Raw genomic sequence first — 19,065 nt, 5'->3', positions numbered from 1 at the left:
GGACACGTCAACTGCTGGCATGGCGGAGGGGTCGCTTTCAGCGGAAAAGGGTCGTAAACAGATATAGCGGCTAGTCTGTCGGGACTGGCAGCAACCCGAGACTCAGTTCGATGATTCAATGCAAACGCGCCTACAGCCCGGCAGAGGCCAGTGATGGTTACCGGGTGCTGGTCGATCGTCTGTGGCCCCGCAACAGCCGCAAGGACCAGCTGGCGCTGGATGAATGGCTGCGCGAGGTTGCACCGTCAACCGAACTGCGACGAGCGTTCAAGCAGGCGCAGGTGGACTTCGAGACCTTTCGCAGCCGCTATCGGCAGGAACTGACTGCCCGGCCCGAGCTTTGGTGGAAACTGCTGGAAAAGGCGAGGACGGGCACGCTGACGCTGATTTACTCGGCAAAGGACGAGCAACACAACAATGCCCAAGTACTGGCGCAGTGGCTGGAAGACGAACTGGATCGGAGCGGTGATTCGAGTTCGCCGGTGTGTTACGCGGGGGATTTTGACTGAAGCCGAGAGCTCTGTGAATGCAGAACCCCTCGCCACAGGGGGGGCATCGCCAGCCGTTGTTAATCGGGACCCGAGCGCTTGCGTCGGTTACCGGTGATCATCGACAGCGGCAGGTTTTCCCGCAAGCGCAGGCTCTCCACCACGGCGGCGGCAATATGCACACAGACCATAGTGAGCAGGGCGTTGGCCATCAGCTCGTGGATATCCCGTGGCAAGTCCTCGCCCCAGAAATAATCCACTTCTTCCATCAGGAAGCCGGTGATGCCGAGGCCGACCATCAACAGCAGCATCAGGACCATCACCAGCGCACCGATGGGTGAATGCCCCATGCGGTGATAGTCCTTGCCGCCCAGCAACGTGCGGGTATGCCAAACGAGGCGCGCAGGGGTCGGCCAGAAGTCTGACCAGCGCGCCGCCGGCGAGCCGATAAAACCCCAGACCACGCGTACCAGCACCACAACCACTGCGTAATAGCCCAGCCAGCGATGCCAGCCGTCACCTTCCTCATTGAGGAAGTAATCGCCAACGAAGGCGACCACCAGGGACCAGTGGCAAAAACGTACCAGTGGGTCCCAGAGGCGCAGGGTTTCAGTGTTCATGTCATTCCTTTTCGATCTCTTGCTTCACGACTTTGCCAGAGACCGGGTCGAAGTAGATCTCGACTTTTTGCTTGGCTTTGTTCCAGCCATAGATTTCATAGCAGTTGCCGGAGGTGACCTTGAACTTCTTTATGTCATAACCCTGAGCCTTGAGGTCTTCCTGGAACTTGGCCGGGTCCTGCCATTGAGCCTTGTCGGTCTTGGTGCATTCAGTGGCGGCCAGAGTCAACGGGCTGATTGCCAGAAGGGAGATCAGAAGAAGTGTGCGCATGGGGGCTCCTCGGGATGTTGTTGTTCACTGGCAATGCGAGAGATTCTCACTCAATTTGCCACTGCGCTGAAGCTTAGTAGGGCTTTCAAGACCTGTCACTGCAGCGTTGGCAACTTCGCACCGTATTTGAAGGGCGCCTCTTATTGTTACTTGAGTGCAATATTAATGAACTTAAGAAGCATTATTATCAAGTTGTGGTGAGTTGTCTGAGGCCGCACACTGGTTCTGCTTCGTCCTGCAGCACTTTCCCGGTCTTACTGACCGACCTTCTTTATCGGCATCTGACGCTTGCTTATCCATTTAACTGGAGAGCGGAATTCTGCTGCACGGACCTGTCAGCGACTTCTTGTGTGATGGAATGATTATGGCCAGTGCAATACTTTCCGACAGTAACACCACCTACAACTATGAGATCGTCAGACGCTTCACGTTGATGACGCTTTTCTGGGGCATCGCTGGCATGGGCATGGGGGTATTTCTTGCCGCCCAACTGGTCTGGCCGGAGCTGAACTTCGGACTGGCCTGGACCTCTTTTGGCCGCTTGCGACCGATCCATACCAACCTGGTGATCTTCGCCTTTGGTGGCGGTGCGTTGTTCGCCACTTCGTTTTATGTGGTGCAACGCACCAGTCGCGTGCGGCTGATCTCCGAGCGCCTGGCCAACTTCGTATTCTGGGGTTGGCAGGCGATTATTGTGGCGCTGGTGATCAGCTATCCGCTGGGCTATACCACGTCCAAGGAATACGCCGAAATGGAGTGGCCGATCGCCCTGGCGGTGACAGTGGTCTGGGTGGCTTATGCTTGTCTGTTCTTCGGCACCATAGCGCGGCGCACGGTCAAACATATCTATGTCGGTAACTGGTTTTACGGTGCGTTCATTGTGGTCACGGGCATGGTTCATGTGATCAACCATATCTCGATTCCCGTCAGCCTGATGAAGTCCTACTCCAGCTATTCCGGGGCCACCGACGCAATGATTCAGTGGTGGTACGGCCACAGTGTGGTGGGCTTCATTCTCTCGGTGGGTTTTCTGGGAATGATGTATTACTTCGTGCCGAAGCAGGCCGAACGGCCGATCTACTCCTATCGCCTGTCGATCATCCACTTCTGGGCGATCATCACCCTGTATATCTGGGCCGGCCCGCACCATCTGCACTACACCGCATTGCCGGACTGGGCCCAGTCGCTGGGCATGGCCATGTCGATGATCCTGCTGGCGCCGAGCTGGGGCGGGATGATCAACGGCATGATGACCCTGTCCGGTGCCTGGCATAAATTGCGCACCGACCCGATCCTCAGGTTCCTCGTGGTGTCGCTGGCGTTCTACGGCATGTCGACTTTCGAAGGGCCAATGATGGCGATCAAGACGGTCAACGCACTGTCCCACTACACCGACTGGACCATTGGCCATGTGCATGCCGGTGCCCTCGGCTGGGTGGCGATGATCAGCATCGGCACGCTCTATCACATGATCCCGAAACTCTATGGCCGCGAGCAGATGCACAGCATCGGGCTGATCAATGTGCACTTCTGGCTGGCGACCATCGGCACGGTGTTGTACATCGCCTCGATGTGGGTCAACGGCATCACCCAGGGGTTGATGTGGCGGGCGATCAACGACGACGGCACGCTGACCTATTCCTTCGTCGAAGCGCTGCAAGCCAGTCATCCGGGTTACATCGTGCGCCTGATCGGCGGCGCGACATTCGCCAGCGGCATGCTGCTGATGGCGTACAACACCTGGCGCACGGTGAGGGCAGGGGAACGACTGGTCTCGGCGCCTATTGCGGCAATGGCCTGATGTCCGGGGGCATGTGTGTGCGAAGATCAAAAGATCGCAGCCTGCGGCAGCTCCTACGAGGGGGATTTGCCTACACCCGCGAAATGGCGGATGTACGAGGTCGGCGTAGGAGCTGCCGCAGGCTGCGATCTTGGCGATATGGGCAGCGCTGAAAGTGTTTCGATCAAATCAGCGGATCCCAACGTTGCGACCAGTCACTGTCGGCCTTGACCACTGCTCTGAGCAGCTCGAACGCCAGCTGCAAGGTGGTCGAATCGCGATCCCGGGAATAGACCAGGTAAGTCGGGTAACTGAACTCCGGTGCTTTGGGCACCCGTTCCAGTACGCCGCTGTGCAGGTAGCTTTGCACCACTCGGGTTCGGAAATAACCTGAACCGCCGTTTTCGAGGATGTATTGCAACGCCAGTGGCCCGAGGTTGAAGCTGAGGGCGGCCTTTGCCTTGTCCGGCAACGCTGCGTCGTGTTGCCGGCGAAAGTCTTTGCCCCAATCGATATAGATATAGGGCTCGGGGTTGGCGACCAGGCGCACCTGAATCAGCTTTTCTTCCAGCAACTGCTCGACTTGCAGGCGTGGCCAATATTCCGGTTGATAGACCAGCGCCGCGTCCAGTACCCCCAGTTCAAGCTGGCGCAAGAGGTTTTCGCCATCGCGAATTTCCGTGCGCAAGGCATGGCTGGGAATTTTTTCGCGCAACTCGCGAGCCCAGCTGAGCATCAACGGGTTGCAGAGGCTGACCTCACCGCCTATATGCAGCACGTTACGGTAACCGTCAGGCAATGGCAGATCGCGGCGGGCCGCTTCCCAGGTCTGCACCAGTTGGTTGGCATAGACCACGAAGGCTTCGCCATCCGGGGTCAGCCTGGCACCGGCGCGATTGCGCACGAACAAGGTGCTGGAGAGTTGGCTCTCGAGTTTCTGCACCCGTGCGGTGATGGCGGTCTGGGTGACGTGCAACTTCTCGGCCGCCGAGGCCAGGCTTCCGTGGCGAACGATCTCCAGGAAGGTGCGGGCTAGATCGATGTCCATGGGCATCCCGGTATTGAAAGTGGCTTGCAGTGTAAAGCAAGCGCCATTTCGATGGGTCGGATGGCCTGAAGCAGTCGACGCCGGAACTCAAATCAAAAGGCAAAACACGAACAGCCAAACGCCCCCCAGAATCCCTGGAAGTCGCTGGTTGGCACTGACGACAAACGCGCGCTCTCATGACGGTGGGCATGCACCGCGCACGGGCCGACGCAGTGGTGAACCTGCGCGGTCAGCGGCGCAGTCGGCTTCCAGTGGCCCGGGACCTTGAGCACCGGCGACCAGTCCGGCATCACCGGCACGGCGGGTGGAGCAAGCTTGTCGAACTCCAGGGTGCCGTGGACTACCTTGCCATCGACCACCGTCAGCACTGATTCGATCCATTTGATGGCTTCGTCGTCGACGCTGAAGTAGTCCGCGGACAGCGCCACCAGGTCCGCCAACTGGCCGACCTTGATCTGACCTTTTTTGCCCTGTTCGGAGGAAAACCAGGCGCTGCCGTGGGTGAACAGTTCCAGTGCGGTGTCGCGACTCAGGCCCTGCGGGTACAACTCCAGGCCACCGACGGTGCGTCCGCTGACCAGCCAGTACAGAGAGGTCCAGGGGTTGTAGCTGGACACCCGGGTGGCATCGGTGCCGGCACCCACCGGGAGGCCTTCGGCGAGCATGCGCTGGATCGGCGGTGTGTGCTCGGCAGCTTTGGCGCCGTAGCGCTCGACGAAATATTCGCCCTGGAAGGCCATGCGATCCTGGATGGCAATGCCGCCGCCGAGGGCGCGGACCCGCTCGATATTCTGCGGGGTGATGGTCTCGGCATGGTCGAAGAACCACGGCAGACCATTGAACGGAATGTCGCGATTGACCTTTTCGAAGACGTCGAGCATTCGCGTGATCGATTCGTTGTAGGTGGCGTGCAGGCGGAACGGCCAGCGTTGTTCCACCAGATGCCGAACCACCGGCTCCAGTTCCTGCTCCATGGTCTGCGGCAGGTCCGGGCGCGGTTCGAGGAAGTCTTCGAAGTCGGCCGCCGAGAACACCAGCATTTCCCCGGCACCGTTATGCCGCAGGAAGTCATCGCCCTGGCCGTACTTCGAGGTGCTGGTCCAGTTCTTGAAATCGCTCAGCTCTTCCTTGGGTTTCTGGGTGAACAGGTTGTAGGCGATACGCACCGTGAGTTGCTGGTCGCGGGCCAGTTGCCGGATGACCTGGTAGTCGTCGGGGTAATTCTGATAGCCACCGCCAGCATCGATGGCGCTGGTCACGCCGAGGCGATTGAGTTCGCGCATGAACTGGCGGGTCGAGTTGACCTGGTATTCCAGCGGCAGTTTCGGCCCTTTGGCCAGGGTCGAGTAGAGGATCATCGCGTTGGGCCGCGCAATCAGCATGCCGGTGGGGTTGCCATTGGCATCGCGCTGGATCTCGCCACCCGGCGGGTTCGGGGTGTCGCGGGTGTAGCCGACCACCTTCAACGCCGCGCGGTTGAGCAGGGCGCGGTCGTAGAGGTGCAGGACGAAAACCGGAGTGTCCGGCGCGGCTTTGTTCAGTTCTTCAAGGGTCGGCAGTCGCCGTTCGGCGAACTGGAATTCGTTCCAGCCACCGACCACCCGGACCCATTGCGGCGCGGGGGTGCGATCGGCCTGGTCCTTGAGCATGCGCAAGGCGTCGACCAGTGAAGGCACGCCTTCCCAGCGCAGTTCCAGGTTGTAGTTGAGACCGCCGCGGATCAGGTGCAGGTGCGAATCATTGAGCCCGGGAATCACCGTGCGTCGTTGCAGGTCGATGACCTGGGTGGCCGCGCCGCGCAGGGCCATGGCCTCGGCGTCGCTGCCGACGGCAATGAACAAACCGTCCTTGATCGCGACGGCAGTGGCCTGAGGTTTGTCACGGTCGACGGTGTGCAAGCGACCGTTGTACAGAATCAGATCGGCCGGGGCGCTGGACATGGTACTGCTCCCTGCGATTAAAGGACTGATCCAGGCGCCGAGTGCGCCTGCTGAAAGGCCTTGCAGGACACGACGGCGATTGAAACCGTCGTGCTCGTCGGCTGGACTCATGCTGTTGTTCTCCCCGTGACAGGTGCTGGCCCAATGAACTGGCGTTCACCTGCCGGACGGCACACAAGTGTGCAGGCAGAAGCGCCGCAGAGAAATATAGACCGCAAATCCGCACCCCATGGTCCGGGGTGCGCAAATACCTGTATCCGGAAAATACCAATCCCGCCATGAAGGTGTGCCAACTGAAGCAGTTGGTTATTTTTACAGCGACTTTCCTGCAATCGATTGTAGGCAGTTTCTGAATAAGCTTCGGAAGTTTCCTAATGGTGCTTCAAGGGATGGATTGGCCGCGTGAGATAGTTCATTGTCGTTGTAGGGAGGAGATCGGTGTGCGTATCGCAAGTGCTTTGCCCGTATGTTTAAAATGGAATTTATGTGCTGTGGCTGGCAAGTTTTTGTATTGGGTCGGCTAAAGGTGTGAATTCCAGTCTTACTTGATTGTCGTGATGGCATTTGCTGTTGCGCAAGTGTCTGGAGGAGTTATGGCTACAAGCAGTTTTCAAAATGAAGTGCCTAAGGCTCGGGTCAATATCAAGCTCGATTTGCATACCGGCGGTGCGCAGAAAAAGGTCGAGTTACCGCTGAAGTTGATGGTGATGGGGGATTACAGTAACGGCAAGGAACAGCGTTCGTTGTCCGAAAGAAGCAAAGTCGATGTTAATAATTATAACTTCGACAGCGTTTTGGCCGAGTTTTCTCCGAGGCTGAAACTGGCGGTGGAAAATACCCTGGTTAATGACACCGACACATCTGTCGAGTTGAGTTTCCAAAATATGAAGGATTTCGAGCCAGAGCAGGTGGCGCGGCAAATACCGCAACTACGTGCCCTGTTGGCCATGCGCAACCTGCTGCGCGACCTCAAGTCGAACTTGTTGGATAACGCGACCTTCCGTCACGAACTGGAACGCATCCTCAAGGATGATGCACTGAGTGACGAACTGCGAGCGGAATTGGCCGCCCTGGCTTCACAGGAAGATCGTTAATTCACCTAGGTTCGTTTAAAAGGAAGTTCCCATAATGTCCGTAGAACATTCTGGCGTGCAATCGCGCGGCGCCGCAGTATTGACTGAAGAAAATCAAAGCGTATATGGCGCCTTGTTCAGCAAGATCAACCTCAGCCCGGTTGCAGAACTGGGAGGTATCGAAGCTTTTCAGAACGCTGAGGCATTGTCCGAGGCTTCCGCCGATGAACGGGTTAGCGCCGCAGTCAGCGTGTTCTTGAACTTGCTCAAACAATCGTCGCAGAAAGTCGAACGTCTGGATAAAACGCTGCTGGATGAGCACATTGCGTCGTTGGATGCGCAGATCAGTCGCCAACTTGATGCGGTGATGCACCACCCTGATTTCCAGCGAGTCGAGTCGACCTGGCGCGGCGTGAAATCGCTGATCGATCAGACTGATTTTCGCCAGAACGTACGTATCGAACTGTTGGATGTCAGTAAGGATCACTTGGTACAAGATTTCGAAGATGCACCGGAGATCGCCCAGAGCGGCCTGTAACCGGCTGACCCTGCGACCTCTGGCGAAGGAGTGAGCAATGACCGAACTCAATCCTTCGCTCTACGAAATGCTCCTGCAGAATTTCGACGGCGAGCTGGACCTGTATCGAGTCGGCGAAGAGGACCAGCACACCCTGTCGGTACTGGACAACCTGCAACGCATCCTCAACAGCCGGGCTGGGACGCTCAGCCATCTGCCGGACTACGGTCTGCCGGATATGGGCCTGATCCTGCAGGGACTACCCGCTACGGCGCATGGGCTGATAGGCACCATGGCCGACACCTTGCTCAAGTACGAGCCGCGTCTGGTGGCGGTGAACATCGAACTACTGCCGCAGGCTCAAGCGGGTCATCTGGAGTACGCCCTCGACATGCAACTGAACGGGGGCAAGCGGGTGACCTTCGGCACTACCCTTGCGCCCGAGGGCAAAGTGCTGGTGCGCCACCTGAAGCGGCAGAACTACCTGTCGAAGTCGTGAAACCTCTAACGGAAAGGATGCTGGATGACGGCGTTGTTTGAAATGCGTATTCGAGTTGGCGGTGATCCGCGTGGCTTCGCCGAGTTTATGGCACTGCACGATGAACTGGCCAAACTGAGCCACCCGGCGTGTCCGGACGTGGACTGGTTCAAGGTGGAACAGCTGTGCCTGACGTTATTCCAGAGGAACGGGGCGGAATTGCAAACCCTGACCTCCTTCGCGCTGGCTCGCAGCCAACGCCATGGTTTGGATGGCATGGTGCAGGGGGTGGCGCTGATAGAGACGCTTGTCTGCGAATGGCCGAACTTATGGCCCACTGCGCCGTCAGTGCGCCTGGATATCCTGGCCTGGTTGTTCGCTCAACTGCAGCCGTTGCTGCGCAGCCTGGAGTTGACTGCGCAGAGTCTGCCAGCGCTGGTCCATCTGGACACCGAGTTGGCGCGTTTGAACGAGCGGTTGGATCGCCAGGTGCAGGTCCCTCTGGTCACGCTGCAGGCTCTGCGTCAGCAGGTCGGCAGCCTGATGCAACGCCTGGAACGAAACATCTCTTCGGGTGAAACGCAGCGGCAGTCGATGAGGGTGCCTGAACCGCCATTCATGATGCCTGTGGTCATTCTGCCGGCCCCCCATGAGCCCGAAGTGTCGGCCTCTCAGCTGAAAACAAAGAGGCGTCGTATCGCCCTGTGGTTGTTTGCAGTGGCGGCTACTATCACCTTGGCCGGCTGGTTTGGGTCCAGGGACTGGCTGGCAGGTCCGGACAGTGATGGTTTATTGTCCGATCCGGTGCGCCTGGACAGTCTGTCACTGTTCGAGGCCGGCAGCGCCGAGCTCAAGCCTGGCTCGACCAAGGTGCTGATTAATGCCCTGGTCGACATCAAGGCCCAGCCAGGCTGGCTGATCGTCATCGCCGGGCATACCGATGCCACTGGCAACGCCGATCACAACCTCCAGCTGTCCCGCGCCCGCGCCTTGGCAGTGCGTGACTGGATGCAGCGCATGAGCGATATCCCCGACAGTTGCTTTGCTGTCCAGGGGGTCGCGGCCAGCCAGCCGATCGCCAGCAATGATACCGAGTCCGGGCGAGCGGCCAACCGTCGTGTCGATATCCGCCTGGTGCCGCAAGTGGGGGCCTGTGGACAACCCACTGTGGGCTCGTTCACATAATTTTTGGTTACCCTTGAGGCGGAAAACACGAATCCCGCCATAAAGGCGGGATTCGCTTGTAGCCAGACTTGCTCCCGAGAGTCGGGAGCTACGCGCTTAGGCCGGGAACAATTCGCTCAGCTTCATCGCCAGCATCATGTCGCCTTCAGCGCGCAGTTTGCCGCCCATGAACGCCTGCATGCCGTCGGTTTCGCCGCTGACGATGCCTTGCAGGGTTTCGCTGTCCATGACCAGGGTCACGCCTGCGTCAGGGTTTTCACCTTCTTTCAGCTCGCAAGTACCGTCTTTGACGACCAGCGAGAAGTTCTGTTCTTCGTCGATGCGAAAACCGAATACCAGGTCCAGGCCCGCGGCAGCGGCTGGGTTGAACTTGGCTTTCATTGCTTGTACGGCGTCAGCTACGGAGGTCATGGTTCGATCCTTTTTATGGGGTTGTTACAACAAGGGTCAATTGCCCGGTACTCAACGGAAGGTGATGAGTTCCGGGGTCTTCAGCAGCTGCAGATGTGCATGACTGTTGAAGGAAGCCAGGGCAACCTCGCGACCGCGAAACTTGAGCAGGTTGAGCGAGGTGTTGACGATTTGCCAGTTCAGTTCAAAGGCCTGTGCGGCGGGCATTTGAGTAATCAGGTGGAGCAGGGCAGTGATGGTCCCGCCGGAAGTGAACACGGCGATTTTCTGGGTGTTGTCCGCTTGCTCGAGGATACGCTGCAAACCGGCCTGGACACGACCGACAAACCCCAGCCAGCTTTCCAGCCCTGGCGTGTCGTAGGTGCCACTGAGCCAGCGCTCGATGATCAAGGCGAAGATGCGCTGAAACTCTGCGCGATTTTGCGTGGCATTGCGCAGGATGTTCAGCGCTTCGGGTTCTTCCGTCAGCAGGCCGGGAAGCAGGGCACGGATGATCGCGTCGGCATCGAATTCGTTGAAAGCAGAATCGATTTCCAGGGGCGGCACAGGCATGCCGACCGCGCTGAATTGTTCAAGTGCCGAGTTAGCCGTGTGCTGTTGCCGGCGCAAGTCGCCCGACAGGCAGCGATCGAAGCTCAGGCCCAGTTCGGCCAGGTGGCTGCCGAGCAGTTGTGCCTGGCGCACACCGGTCGGCGACAGTACGTCATAGTCGTCTGCACCAAAGGAGGCTTGGCCATGTCGAATCAAGTAGATGCTGCCCACGTGCGCGTCATCCCGGTGCGTTGTAAGTTTTGCGAGGTTATGAGGATGGCGGTGGGCTGTCAATGAAAAAACATACGCTTGTTTGAAATGTTCGTTAGAGGCCGGTAACAGCAGGTTTCACGGCTGGCCGCGAGGCGGGCGCATGAGTATGCTTGAGGTATCCCGCGACCGATTGTCCAGCGGCGCACAGTATTTAAGGAGTCCCTGTGGAGTTTTTTGCGGAGTACGCAACTTTTTTGGCTAAAACCATCACCCTGGTGATCGCTATTCTGGTGGTCCTGGCCAGTTTCGCGGCCCTGCGCAGCAAAGGCCGGCGCAAGGCTGCGGGCCAGTTGCACGTCAGCAAGCTCAACGATTTTTATAAAGAGCTGCGTGAGCGCCTGGAGCAGGCCTTGCTCAGCAAGGATCAACTCAAGACCCTGCGCAAAGTCGAAAGCAAGCTCGAGAAAAAACAGAAGAAACAGCATGAGGCCAAGCCACGGGTGTTCGTGCTGGATTTCGATGGCGACATCAGAGCCTCCGCCACTGAAAGCCTGCGTCACGAAATTACCGCTCTGCTGAGCCTGGCGACGCCCAAGGATGAAGTGGTGCTGCGTCTGGAAAGCGGCGGCGGCATGGTCCACAGCTACGGCCTGGCTTCTTCGCAACTGGCGCGGATCCGTCAGGCCGGGGTGCCGTTGACCATCTGCATCGACAAGGTTGCAGCCAGTGGCGGCTACATGATGGCCTGCATCGGCGAGAAGATTATCAGCGCGCCATTTGCCATCCTTGGCTCGATCGGCGTGGTGGCGCAGTTGCCCAACGTCAATCGCCTGCTGAAAAAACACGACATCGACTTTGAGGTCCTGACCGCCGGCGAGTACAAACGCACCCTGACCGTATTTGGCGAAAACACCGAGAAGGGTCGGGAAAAATTCCAGGAAGAACTGGACATCACCCATCAGCTGTTCAAGAACTTCGTCTCGCGCTACCGCCCGCAACTGGCCATCGATGAAGTGGCAACTGGCGAAGTCTGGCTCGGTGTCGCGGCGCTGGACAAGCAACTGGTCGACGAACTGCAGACCAGCGACGAATACCTTGCCGAACGCGCCAAGGGTGCCGAGCTTTACCACCTGCACTACGCCGAGCGTAAAAGCTTGCAAGAGCGTGTCGGACTGGCGGCGAGCGGCTCGATTGACCGTGTGTTGTTGAGCTGGTGGAGTCGATTGACTCAGCAGCGGTTCTGGTAAGTACAAGGGGCAGGCTGGAGCTGGAGGGTAGGGGAGAAGAGCCAGCTTGCCCTTTCGTTTGAATTTTCTGCACGCTGTTATCTTTCACTGATAGTGGATATCTGACGGTTGTCGGTCTGTTTGGTATCCATGCATCTGGATGTTTTTATTGTCACTGTACTGCACCGATTGTCGATGAGTCCTACAGTCTCTATCTCTATGGAATGGTTTTTATTGTAGTTGATTTAGATAAACTCGGTTTTCCATAAATAGCAGCAAGGACGTTGCAGTCATGTTGAATTTAAACAAATACAATACTGATCCGGATATTTTCGCGATTTTTGAAAAGCTCCTGCCCAAGCCATCCATGTTTCTTATTGATGACCGGTTAACCCTTGACCTCAAGGTTGTCTATCGCTCGCAATCGGGTGACATTGAATATGCCTTCATCAATCATCATCAAAAAAATCAATGGGGGTCTGACATTAAGTATTTTATTGAGGGTGAGTACTGGGGGAGTTTGAACAAGAAGTTGTATGATGATGTGCCTGCCTTGGCCGCAGCTCTACGGAAGCGTGGTCTGGAACAGGTCGAATTATAAATATTACAATTGGTTGTTTAATGGATTGAATGGTAATAATTTTTTCCGGTCAATCATTAGGCCCTGACCCAAGAGTGGATTCTTGAGTCAGGGCTTTTGCCGGGGTTTGGCCAGAGGGTGGTATTTATCTATAGTCGGTTGTTGTTGAGTGAGTTAGTAAAAGGCTTGACCGCTAACGCCCTGGCCAGAAACCCCAGCCTTCAGTGACCGATAACTGCCGCAGAGTGAGCGGCTCGATCGAGATGGCGGCCGCTTGTGTTTAACGCTTCCGGACCCACCGCAAAGGAATTGCACAATGATTGACTCTAAAGACAACCTCGAATCCGACAAACCCAGGCTGCCCGTTGCACCGAAGCGCGCGGATCTGCAGGCAACCGTTGAAACGGCGTTGCCACTATCGCCTGGCCAGGTTGGTGCGCAGCTCATCCAGGCAAAATGGGGTAAAGATATCGACCCGCAGACTGCACTGCTGGTAACGCTTGACTACAACTACCACGGCCATCCTGTACAAAACGGTGTCAAGCAGGGGCGGGTAGCGAGCTGCCAAAGCCTGACGCAAGTGTTGTCGGCCAATTATCAAACCGTGGGTGATGGGCGTTTCGGGGAAACCGCTTTCGGTCTATACACGCCCCCCGACATCGGCCCGCAGGTGCGGATAGTCGATAAGGTCGATGAATTCGCCGATGTTGGCAGTGGCAACCATGAAACCTATGAAGGCATCTATCGGCGCACCAATCCGCAAACCTATGGTCCGCTCACGCAAATTGCATTGAGGCCCGCCGACTTTAAAAAGTGGGTGTGGGAACTCGAGTTCAAGGATCAATACCGTGACTATGTGCGTTCGGCCTGGCCGTCGGACGAGGTGATCGTTGCACCGGCAGCCTATCCGGCGCGGACATCGGTCAAAGCGGCTTTTGTCATGACGGCCTTTTTGCAAAGGCAAGAGAACAGCCTCACACAGGACGGTCTTGAAGTGGCGCTGCGAGCGGCAGGGTTGGCGCCCGACCAGCAGTGGCAGGATCTGACTGTCGAGCAGTTGCAAGCTCCGACGCGCGCGTCCCATCTGGTCGAAGTTGCACGGCTGGTGCTCTATCGCTACACCGCCAGCGATATCTGGATTTTCCGTCACCGTTCCAGCGCAAGGGTCCTGTTGTATGTTCCAGGGAACTCTTCGCCGTTGCATTACTTTGCCGATGCCAAGGCGTTGCATGGCTGGATCGTGGAGCAGGGCAAGGATGCGGACAAGAAACAGGCACTGGCCGCCCACTTTGCCGAAGATGATCGCAATGACGGCACCTTCCATGGGGGTGTGCTGACGGCACTGGATGGCATGGCCACTTATCCTCGCCAGTACCATCTGAAAAAAGGTGCCGGGTTTTTCAATGATGACGGCTATTGGGACCCTGCCGACTACATCCACTTCCAGGTTGCACCTTCCGGCACCGATCCTTTCGCGCAACTGGTGCTGAGCATGAAACAGGCGGCGCAGGCCAGCATCGAAACCATCCGCAGCGATGCCCAGGTCAACCGGGATAACCTGAGCGCAGTGGTCGAGCCGATCGTGCAATGGGTCAACCAGTTCGGGCCATTGGCCTTGTTTGTTCCGGGTGGTGAAGGCTTGCTGGCGTTGGCTGGAATCATCGATGCCGGTTTCGGCCTGGACCAGGCGATAAACGGCAAGAACCCGGACGACCGATCAGCAGGTATTGCTCGTACGGTGTTTGGTTTGCTGAATGCGCTTCCTCTATTGGGTGCGGGTGCTGCGCTGAAAGGCGAAGATACTACCGAGGCGCTGACAGGTTCTGGAGAAAATCCGGGGGAGCCCGGTATCAGACCGCAAACAGACGAAACGCCACTACTCAAGGATAATTTGTCCGGTGACGCGGTGGCCGCGACATCAGCGCCGGCAGGAGCCAGGACGCGCCTGGAGTTGTTGCGAGGGATCGGCTCCGACGTTGCGTCATTCAGCGATGAGGTGCTGGCGCAAATGGGTAACGTCAGCGCGGTCGACAACGACATGCTGCGCCTGATGCAGGCCGGACGCCCACCGACACCACTGTTGGCCGATACGATCAGCCGCTTCAGGATTGATCAGGACCTTCAGGTTTCTACCCCACAGACGGGTCTCGGGCAACAGACCGTCATTAGTCGGTCTGAACTCTTCCAGACTCGTTACGAGGCGCTCCAGCATTCCGAGCATAAATGGGTGAGGCTGTTTCAACGTCAATACCCAGGCTTGCCCAAAAGCGCCATAGAGCAGGTGCTCGAGAGGTCAGGGGTGGATATTCAGGTGCCACCCACCGTGGCTGAGGCCAAGCGCCTGCTCAGTCAGTTGAATGGCAAGATGACCCATTACAGGCAACACGTACGACTCGATCGCGCCTATGAAGGGTTTTACCTGCGTTCAGTAGGAAACCCCGAAACGGACATACTGGCCTTGCATTCACTGCAAGCGTTGCCGGGATGGCCCGAGGCGGTTCGTATCGAAGTGCGAGAGGGTTCGGCTGGAGGCAGAGTCCTGGACCACATCGGTCCTGTCGATGCATCTGTGCGTAGACATCTGATCAAGGTTGCAGACCGGTACCAGGGATATGACGCTCAGGGTCTCGTTCGCCAAGACACGAATGATATCTATCAGGCCGTTCTCGACACCCTCCCAGAGGTTGAACGCTCAGCGCTGCAGTTGCAACCGCTTGACGAAGTGCGGGACCTGAAGCTGAAAATCGGCGAACGAAGGCTCTCGCGTTCCGAACTCATTACAGGACTTCAGCGGATGGACTCCGGGTTGTCTTTTGAGCCTGAAGGGCTGCGAGGTGGAGGTTATCCGACGGACTCAGCGGGTGACGCGTTATCGCGCGATGTCGGGAAGTTTCAGCTCAAGTCGATTTACCCCGAGTTCACTACCGCGCAGATCGATGAGTTTCTGCAGCGCCTGGGCGCCGGGCCTCTGGAAGAACTGAGGCAGCTACAGATACAGCTCACACAACTTAATCTCGACTTGACCGGATGGATCAACCAGGTCCTGCAGGAAGTTGGCGATTTGGAAGTTGAGCTTCTGGTCGCGGGCGAAGAGGCGGCACAAGGGATGGATGCTGCGCAGATCGCAGAGGAGAACCTCGAGCGAGTCGAAACGGCGGTACATTATGAGCGGGAGGCGAGGATTGAACTGGCATCCGAGCTAATGAGCTTCTGGCAAAAGCGCGGGCATGAAAGTAGTCGCCTCTATGCAGGGGAGCAGTTACTCGGTTACAAACTGGAACTGGATTTCGAGGAGTTTCATCGCCTGCCGACCTTGAGCGCGAAGTTCACTGACGTCCTCGAACTGTCCATGAAAAACTTCCAGCTGACCCGGCCTGAAGGACTTAGCGATTTCCTGGAATGTTTTCCCAATCTTCGAACGTTGAATATGGAGGGTGTCGACCTGCGCCTGTTGAATGTACAGGGCGTGTGGGAAGGCGTCTTGCCGCAAGCCATTCCTCGTATGCTCAACCTCACCACACTGAACCTCAAGTCGACCTTGTTGGTGTTGACCGAGCGAGCAGCAGGTCAGCTGTCTGACCTGGTTCGCCTGCAAGTATTGGACTTGAGCGATAACCCCTTGGGTGAGCCTCCGTTGATCCTGGGGATGACTGAGTTACGCAAGCTGAACCTGAGCAATACCGGCATCACCCGCTATCCGTTAGGCATCCCCGATCATCCGCAGTTGGAGTCCCTGGACCTGAGCAACAACCGGCTCAACCGAATACCTGCGGAGGTTCTGGCTCAGGCGGTGGCCAGGGATCGCGTCTTGCTGTGGGGTAATCCGCTGACGGATGAGAACAGCCTGCGGCGCATCATTGCCCATCGGGAACAAACCGGTATCAATCTCTGGTTGAGCGCGCCAAGACCGGATTTCAGTCAACCCGCTGTCTGGTTGCAACGGCTTCCTGAGGCGCATGTGGCGCTCAAACGTCTCATGTGGCAGCGCCTGGAAGCGAAGCTTGGGTCTACCCGCTTTTTACGAGTGTTCGAGGGGTTGAGTCGCACTGCCGATTTCCAGGTGAGTTACCCGGTGCTGCAGGCACGGATATGGGGCTTGCTGGAGCAGGCGGATGCGTCGGACGAATTGTGGGGGCTGCTAAGCAGGGATGTAGCGTTATCGGCTCTGGATGTTGAAAATCCGTTCGTGAGCTTCACGCGTCTCGAAAACAGGGTCAGGTTGTACCGCGACTGGGTACAGATGGGCAGACCCATTCCGATAGCTGAGCTGTAGTACGACTGATTGGTGCAGCAAGCCTTGAACCCGGGGCCGGGTTCAAGGCTTTTGAGCATTTAGCGTCGACGGAACAGCGGTAGCGGTTCGTCAGCGGCAGCCTGATAGGTCACCGAGAAGTCCCTGAGGCTTTCCAGGGCTTCGTACGGGTCTTTGTCCGCGCGCAGGGCGTAGGCATCGAAGCCGCAACGGTGCAGATAGAACAGCTGGTCACGCAGCACATCGCCGATGGCCCGCAGTTCACCCTTGAAGCCATAACGATCGCGCAGCAGGCGCGCGTTGGAGTAGTTGCGCCCGTCGGTGAAGGCCGGGAAATTCAAGGCAATCACCTGGAAAAACTCGACGTCGTCGCCGATCTCTTCGGCTTCTTCATCGGCGTCCAGCCACACACCCAGGCCGCCGTCGCGGGCCTTGAGGGCGTGAGCATGATCACGCCACAAGGCCAGCGGGACGATCAGGTCGTCGCAGTTGGAGATACCGTCGAGGGTCGCGTCCTTGGGCATCAAGTGCCAGGTTTCGTCGATGACCTCGTTGTTCTTAATTATTCGCTGCATAGACGCGTTCCTTGAAGAGGTCAATGCCGATACGTTGGTAAGTGTCGATGAAACGTTCGTCTGGAGTACGTTGTTCCAGATACACGTTGATCAACTTCTCGATCACGTCGGGCATTGCATCCTGGGCGAAGGAAGGACCGAGGATCTTGCCCAGGCTGGCATCGCGGCTGCCGCTGCCACCGAGGGAGACCTGGTAGAACTCTTCGCCTTTCTTGTCGACTCCGAGAATGCCGATGTGGCCAACGTGGTGGTGACCGCAGGCATTCATGCAACCGGAGATGTTCAGGTCCAGCTCACCGATATCGAACAGGTAGTCCAGGTCTTCGAAGCGACGCTGGATCGACTCGGCAATCGGGATCGACTTGGCATTGGCCAGGGAGCAGAAGTCACCGCCCGGGCAGCAGATGATGTCGGTCAGCAGGCCTATGTTCGGCGTGGCGAAACCTTGCTCGCGCAGCTCGCCCCACAGAGTAAACAGCTGGCTCTGCTCGACGTCGGCGAGAATGATGTTCTGCTCGTGGGAAGTGCGCAGCTGGCCGAAGCTGTAGCGATCGGCCAGGTCGGCAATCCCGTCGAGCTGCTTGTCGGTGACGTCGCCCGGGGCAACCCCGGTCGGTTTCAGCGACAGGGTTACCGCCACATAGCCCGGCTTTTTGTGGGCCAGGGTGTTGCGGGTGCGCCAGCGGGCGAAACCTGGGTGTTGTTTGTCGAGTTCGGCCAGCTCCGCGGCCTGGTCGGCCAGGGCTTTGTATTCCGGATCGACGAAATGCTTGGCGACACGATGAACTTCGGAGTCGGTCAGGGTGGTCTGGCCACCGCGAAGGTGGACCATTTCCGCGTCGACTTTCTCGGCGAACACTTCAGGGGTCAGGGCCTTGACCAGAATCTTGATCCGCGCCTTGTATTTGTTGTCGCGACGGCCATAGCGGTTGTAGACCCGCAGGATGGCATCGAGGTAACTCAACAGGTCCTGCCATGGCAGGAACTCGTTGATGAAGGCGCCGACCACCGGGGTCCGGCCCAGGCCACCACCCACCAGCACCCGGAAGCCCAACTCGCCAGCGGCGTTATGCACCGGCTCCAGGCCGATGTCGTGGACTTCAATGGCTGCGCGGTCCGAGGTCGATCCGTTGATGGCGATCTTGAACTTGCGCGGCAGGTAGGCGAATTCCGGGTGGAATGTCGTCCATTGACGAACGATCTCGCACCATGGGCGCGGGTCGATCAATTCGTCGGCAGCGACACCGGCGAACTGGTCGGTGGTGACGTTGCGCAGGCAGTTACCACTGGTTTGAATGGCGTGCATCTGCACGGTTGCCAGTTCAGCCAGGATATCCGGGATGTCTTCCAGCGCCGGCCAGTTGAACTGCACGTTCTGCCGGGTGCTGATGTGGGCATAGCCCTTGTCGTAGTCGCGAGCGACCTTGGCCATCATTCGCGTCTGGCGCGAAGTCAGTTGGCCATAGGGCACGGCAACCCGCAGCATCGGGGCGAAACGCTGGATATAAAGGCCATTTTGCAGGCGCAGGGGGCGGAATTCTTCTTCGCTCAGCTCACCTGCCAGATAGCGTCGGGTCTGATCACGGAACTGCTTGACGCGGTCCTCGATGATCCGCTGATCGTATTCGTCGTATACGTACATATAAGTCCTGTTCTCAGGCTGCTTTGCCACAGCAAATCCGCGCGCACGGCCGCGCACTCCCAACGGAGCCGAGGCACGATACCAGTTTGCAGTTATGCGCAAAAGTGATGTTTGAGTATATGCAAAGAACTAAAACGACTAATGGACTCCATGGGAGTGAAACCCACATTTGTGGTGCGGGCAATACTGGACTTTACTGTGCTCGAGTCTTCGTGCAATCACCGATAAAACCGAC

16 protein-coding genes and 1 pseudogene are annotated in these 19,065 nt (G+C 57.7%); 9 read left to right on the top strand and 8 right to left on the bottom strand.

Annotated elements, in window-relative coordinates; all coding sequences use genetic code 11:
• Positions 1 to 110: 110 nt before the first annotated feature.
• Positions 111 to 509: a DUF488 domain-containing protein gene (locus ACA064_RS19335; RefSeq protein WP_497669552.1), complete on the top strand. Its 399-nt coding sequence runs from the start codon at positions 111 to 113 to the stop codon at positions 507 to 509.
• 59 nt (positions 510 to 568) lie between these two features.
• Here the strand turns inward: ACA064_RS19335 and ACA064_RS19330 are convergent, their stop codons facing one another.
• Together ACA064_RS19330 and ACA064_RS19325 are read right to left on the bottom strand one after the other, a co-directional pair.
• Positions 569 to 1,108 carry a cytochrome b/b6 domain-containing protein gene (locus tag ACA064_RS19330; RefSeq protein WP_497669551.1) on the bottom strand — a complete coding sequence of 180 codons (540 nt, stop codon included), beginning with the start codon at positions 1,106 to 1,108 and terminating at the stop codon, positions 569 to 571.
• A gap of 1 nt (position 1,109) precedes the next feature.
• The gene (locus ACA064_RS19325) at positions 1,110 to 1,379 is read right to left on the bottom strand and encodes a PepSY domain-containing protein (RefSeq protein ID WP_497669550.1); all 270 of its coding nucleotides are present in this window, start codon (positions 1,377 to 1,379) and stop codon (positions 1,110 to 1,112) included.
• Positions 1,380 to 1,743: 364 nt separating this feature from the next.
• On the opposite strand from ACA064_RS19325, the gene ccoN reads away from it, so the two are divergent.
• On the top strand, positions 1,744 to 3,180 hold the full coding sequence (gene ccoN / locus ACA064_RS19320) for a cytochrome-c oxidase, cbb3-type subunit I (protein WP_497669549.1): 1,437 nt from the start codon (positions 1,744 to 1,746) through the stop codon (positions 3,178 to 3,180).
• Between the two features lie 163 nt (positions 3,181 to 3,343).
• On the opposite strand, the gene ACA064_RS19315 is transcribed toward ccoN, so the two are convergent.
• Positions 3,344 to 4,207 (bottom strand): LysR family transcriptional regulator, encoded by an 864-nt coding sequence (locus ACA064_RS19315; protein WP_497669548.1) that lies wholly within the window; start codon positions 4,205 to 4,207, stop codon positions 3,344 to 3,346.
• Between the two features lie 92 nt (positions 4,208 to 4,299).
• The gene (locus ACA064_RS19310) at positions 4,300 to 6,147 is read right to left on the bottom strand and encodes an amidohydrolase (protein ID WP_497669547.1); all 1,848 of its coding nucleotides are present in this window, start codon (positions 6,145 to 6,147) and stop codon (positions 4,300 to 4,302) included.
• Positions 6,148 to 6,740: 593 nt separating this feature from the next.
• Here ACA064_RS19310 and tssB point away from each other — a divergent pair.
• From tssB to ACA064_RS19290, 4 genes and pseudogenes are all read left to right on the top strand, one after another.
• On the top strand, positions 6,741 to 7,241 hold the full coding sequence (tssB, locus tag ACA064_RS19305; protein ID WP_497674284.1) for a type VI secretion system contractile sheath small subunit: 501 nt from the start codon (positions 6,741 to 6,743) through the stop codon (positions 7,239 to 7,241).
• A 34-nt stretch (positions 7,242 to 7,275) separates the two neighbouring features.
• A pseudogene (locus ACA064_RS19300) lies at positions 7,276 to 7,755 on the top strand (type VI secretion system contractile sheath domain-containing protein); the annotation flags it as partial.
• Positions 7,756 to 7,795: 40 nt separating this feature from the next.
• Positions 7,796 to 8,236 (top strand): type VI secretion system baseplate subunit TssE, encoded by a 441-nt coding sequence (gene tssE, locus ACA064_RS19295; RefSeq protein WP_497669546.1) that lies wholly within the window; start codon positions 7,796 to 7,798, stop codon positions 8,234 to 8,236.
• 24 nt (positions 8,237 to 8,260) lie between these two features.
• Positions 8,261 to 9,400, top strand: a complete 1,140-nt coding sequence (locus ACA064_RS19290; protein WP_497669545.1) for an OmpA family protein — start codon at positions 8,261 to 8,263, stop codon at positions 9,398 to 9,400.
• 96 nt (positions 9,401 to 9,496) lie between these two features.
• Here the strand turns inward: ACA064_RS19290 and ACA064_RS19285 are convergent, their stop codons facing one another.
• On the bottom strand, positions 9,497 to 9,811 hold the full coding sequence (locus ACA064_RS19285) for an SCP2 sterol-binding domain-containing protein (RefSeq protein WP_497669544.1): 315 nt from the start codon (positions 9,809 to 9,811) through the stop codon (positions 9,497 to 9,499).
• A 51-nt stretch (positions 9,812 to 9,862) separates the two neighbouring features.
• A complete protein-coding gene (locus ACA064_RS19280) occupies positions 9,863 to 10,573 on the bottom strand; it encodes a histidine phosphatase family protein (RefSeq protein WP_497669543.1) in 711 nt (236 codons plus the stop codon).
• A gap of 206 nt (positions 10,574 to 10,779) precedes the next feature.
• On the opposite strand from ACA064_RS19280, the gene sohB reads away from it, so the two are divergent.
• The 3 genes from sohB to ACA064_RS19265 all read left to right on the top strand — a co-directional run bounded on the left by sohB (position 10,780) and on the right by ACA064_RS19265 (position 16,634).
• Positions 10,780 to 11,802 (top strand): protease SohB, encoded by a 1,023-nt coding sequence (gene sohB, locus ACA064_RS19275; protein ID WP_497669542.1) that lies wholly within the window; start codon positions 10,780 to 10,782, stop codon positions 11,800 to 11,802.
• A gap of 271 nt (positions 11,803 to 12,073) precedes the next feature.
• Positions 12,074 to 12,382, top strand: a complete 309-nt coding sequence (locus ACA064_RS19270; protein WP_497669541.1) for a hypothetical protein — start codon at positions 12,074 to 12,076, stop codon at positions 12,380 to 12,382.
• A 295-nt stretch (positions 12,383 to 12,677) separates the two neighbouring features.
• Positions 12,678 to 16,634 carry a dermonecrotic toxin domain-containing protein gene (locus tag ACA064_RS19265; RefSeq protein WP_497674283.1) on the top strand — a complete coding sequence of 1,319 codons (3,957 nt, stop codon included), beginning with the start codon at positions 12,678 to 12,680 and terminating at the stop codon, positions 16,632 to 16,634.
• Positions 16,635 to 16,693: 59 nt separating this feature from the next.
• On the opposite strand, the gene ACA064_RS19260 is transcribed toward ACA064_RS19265, so the two are convergent.
• Both ACA064_RS19260 and ACA064_RS19255 read right to left on the bottom strand, forming a co-directional pair.
• On the bottom strand, positions 16,694 to 17,188 hold the full coding sequence (locus tag ACA064_RS19260) for a DUF934 domain-containing protein (RefSeq protein WP_497669540.1): 495 nt from the start codon (positions 17,186 to 17,188) through the stop codon (positions 16,694 to 16,696).
• Entirely contained in the window at positions 17,172 to 18,830 is a 1,659-nt protein-coding gene (locus tag ACA064_RS19255) for a nitrite/sulfite reductase (protein WP_497669539.1), read from the bottom strand. Before ACA064_RS19255 ends, ACA064_RS19260 begins: the two co-directional genes overlap by 17 nt.
• Positions 18,831 to 19,065 lie beyond the last annotated feature (235 nt).

This window comes from Pseudomonas sp. LBUM1658 (genome assembly GCF_059716055.1).
This window is presented reverse-complemented; position numbering and strand designations above follow the sequence as displayed.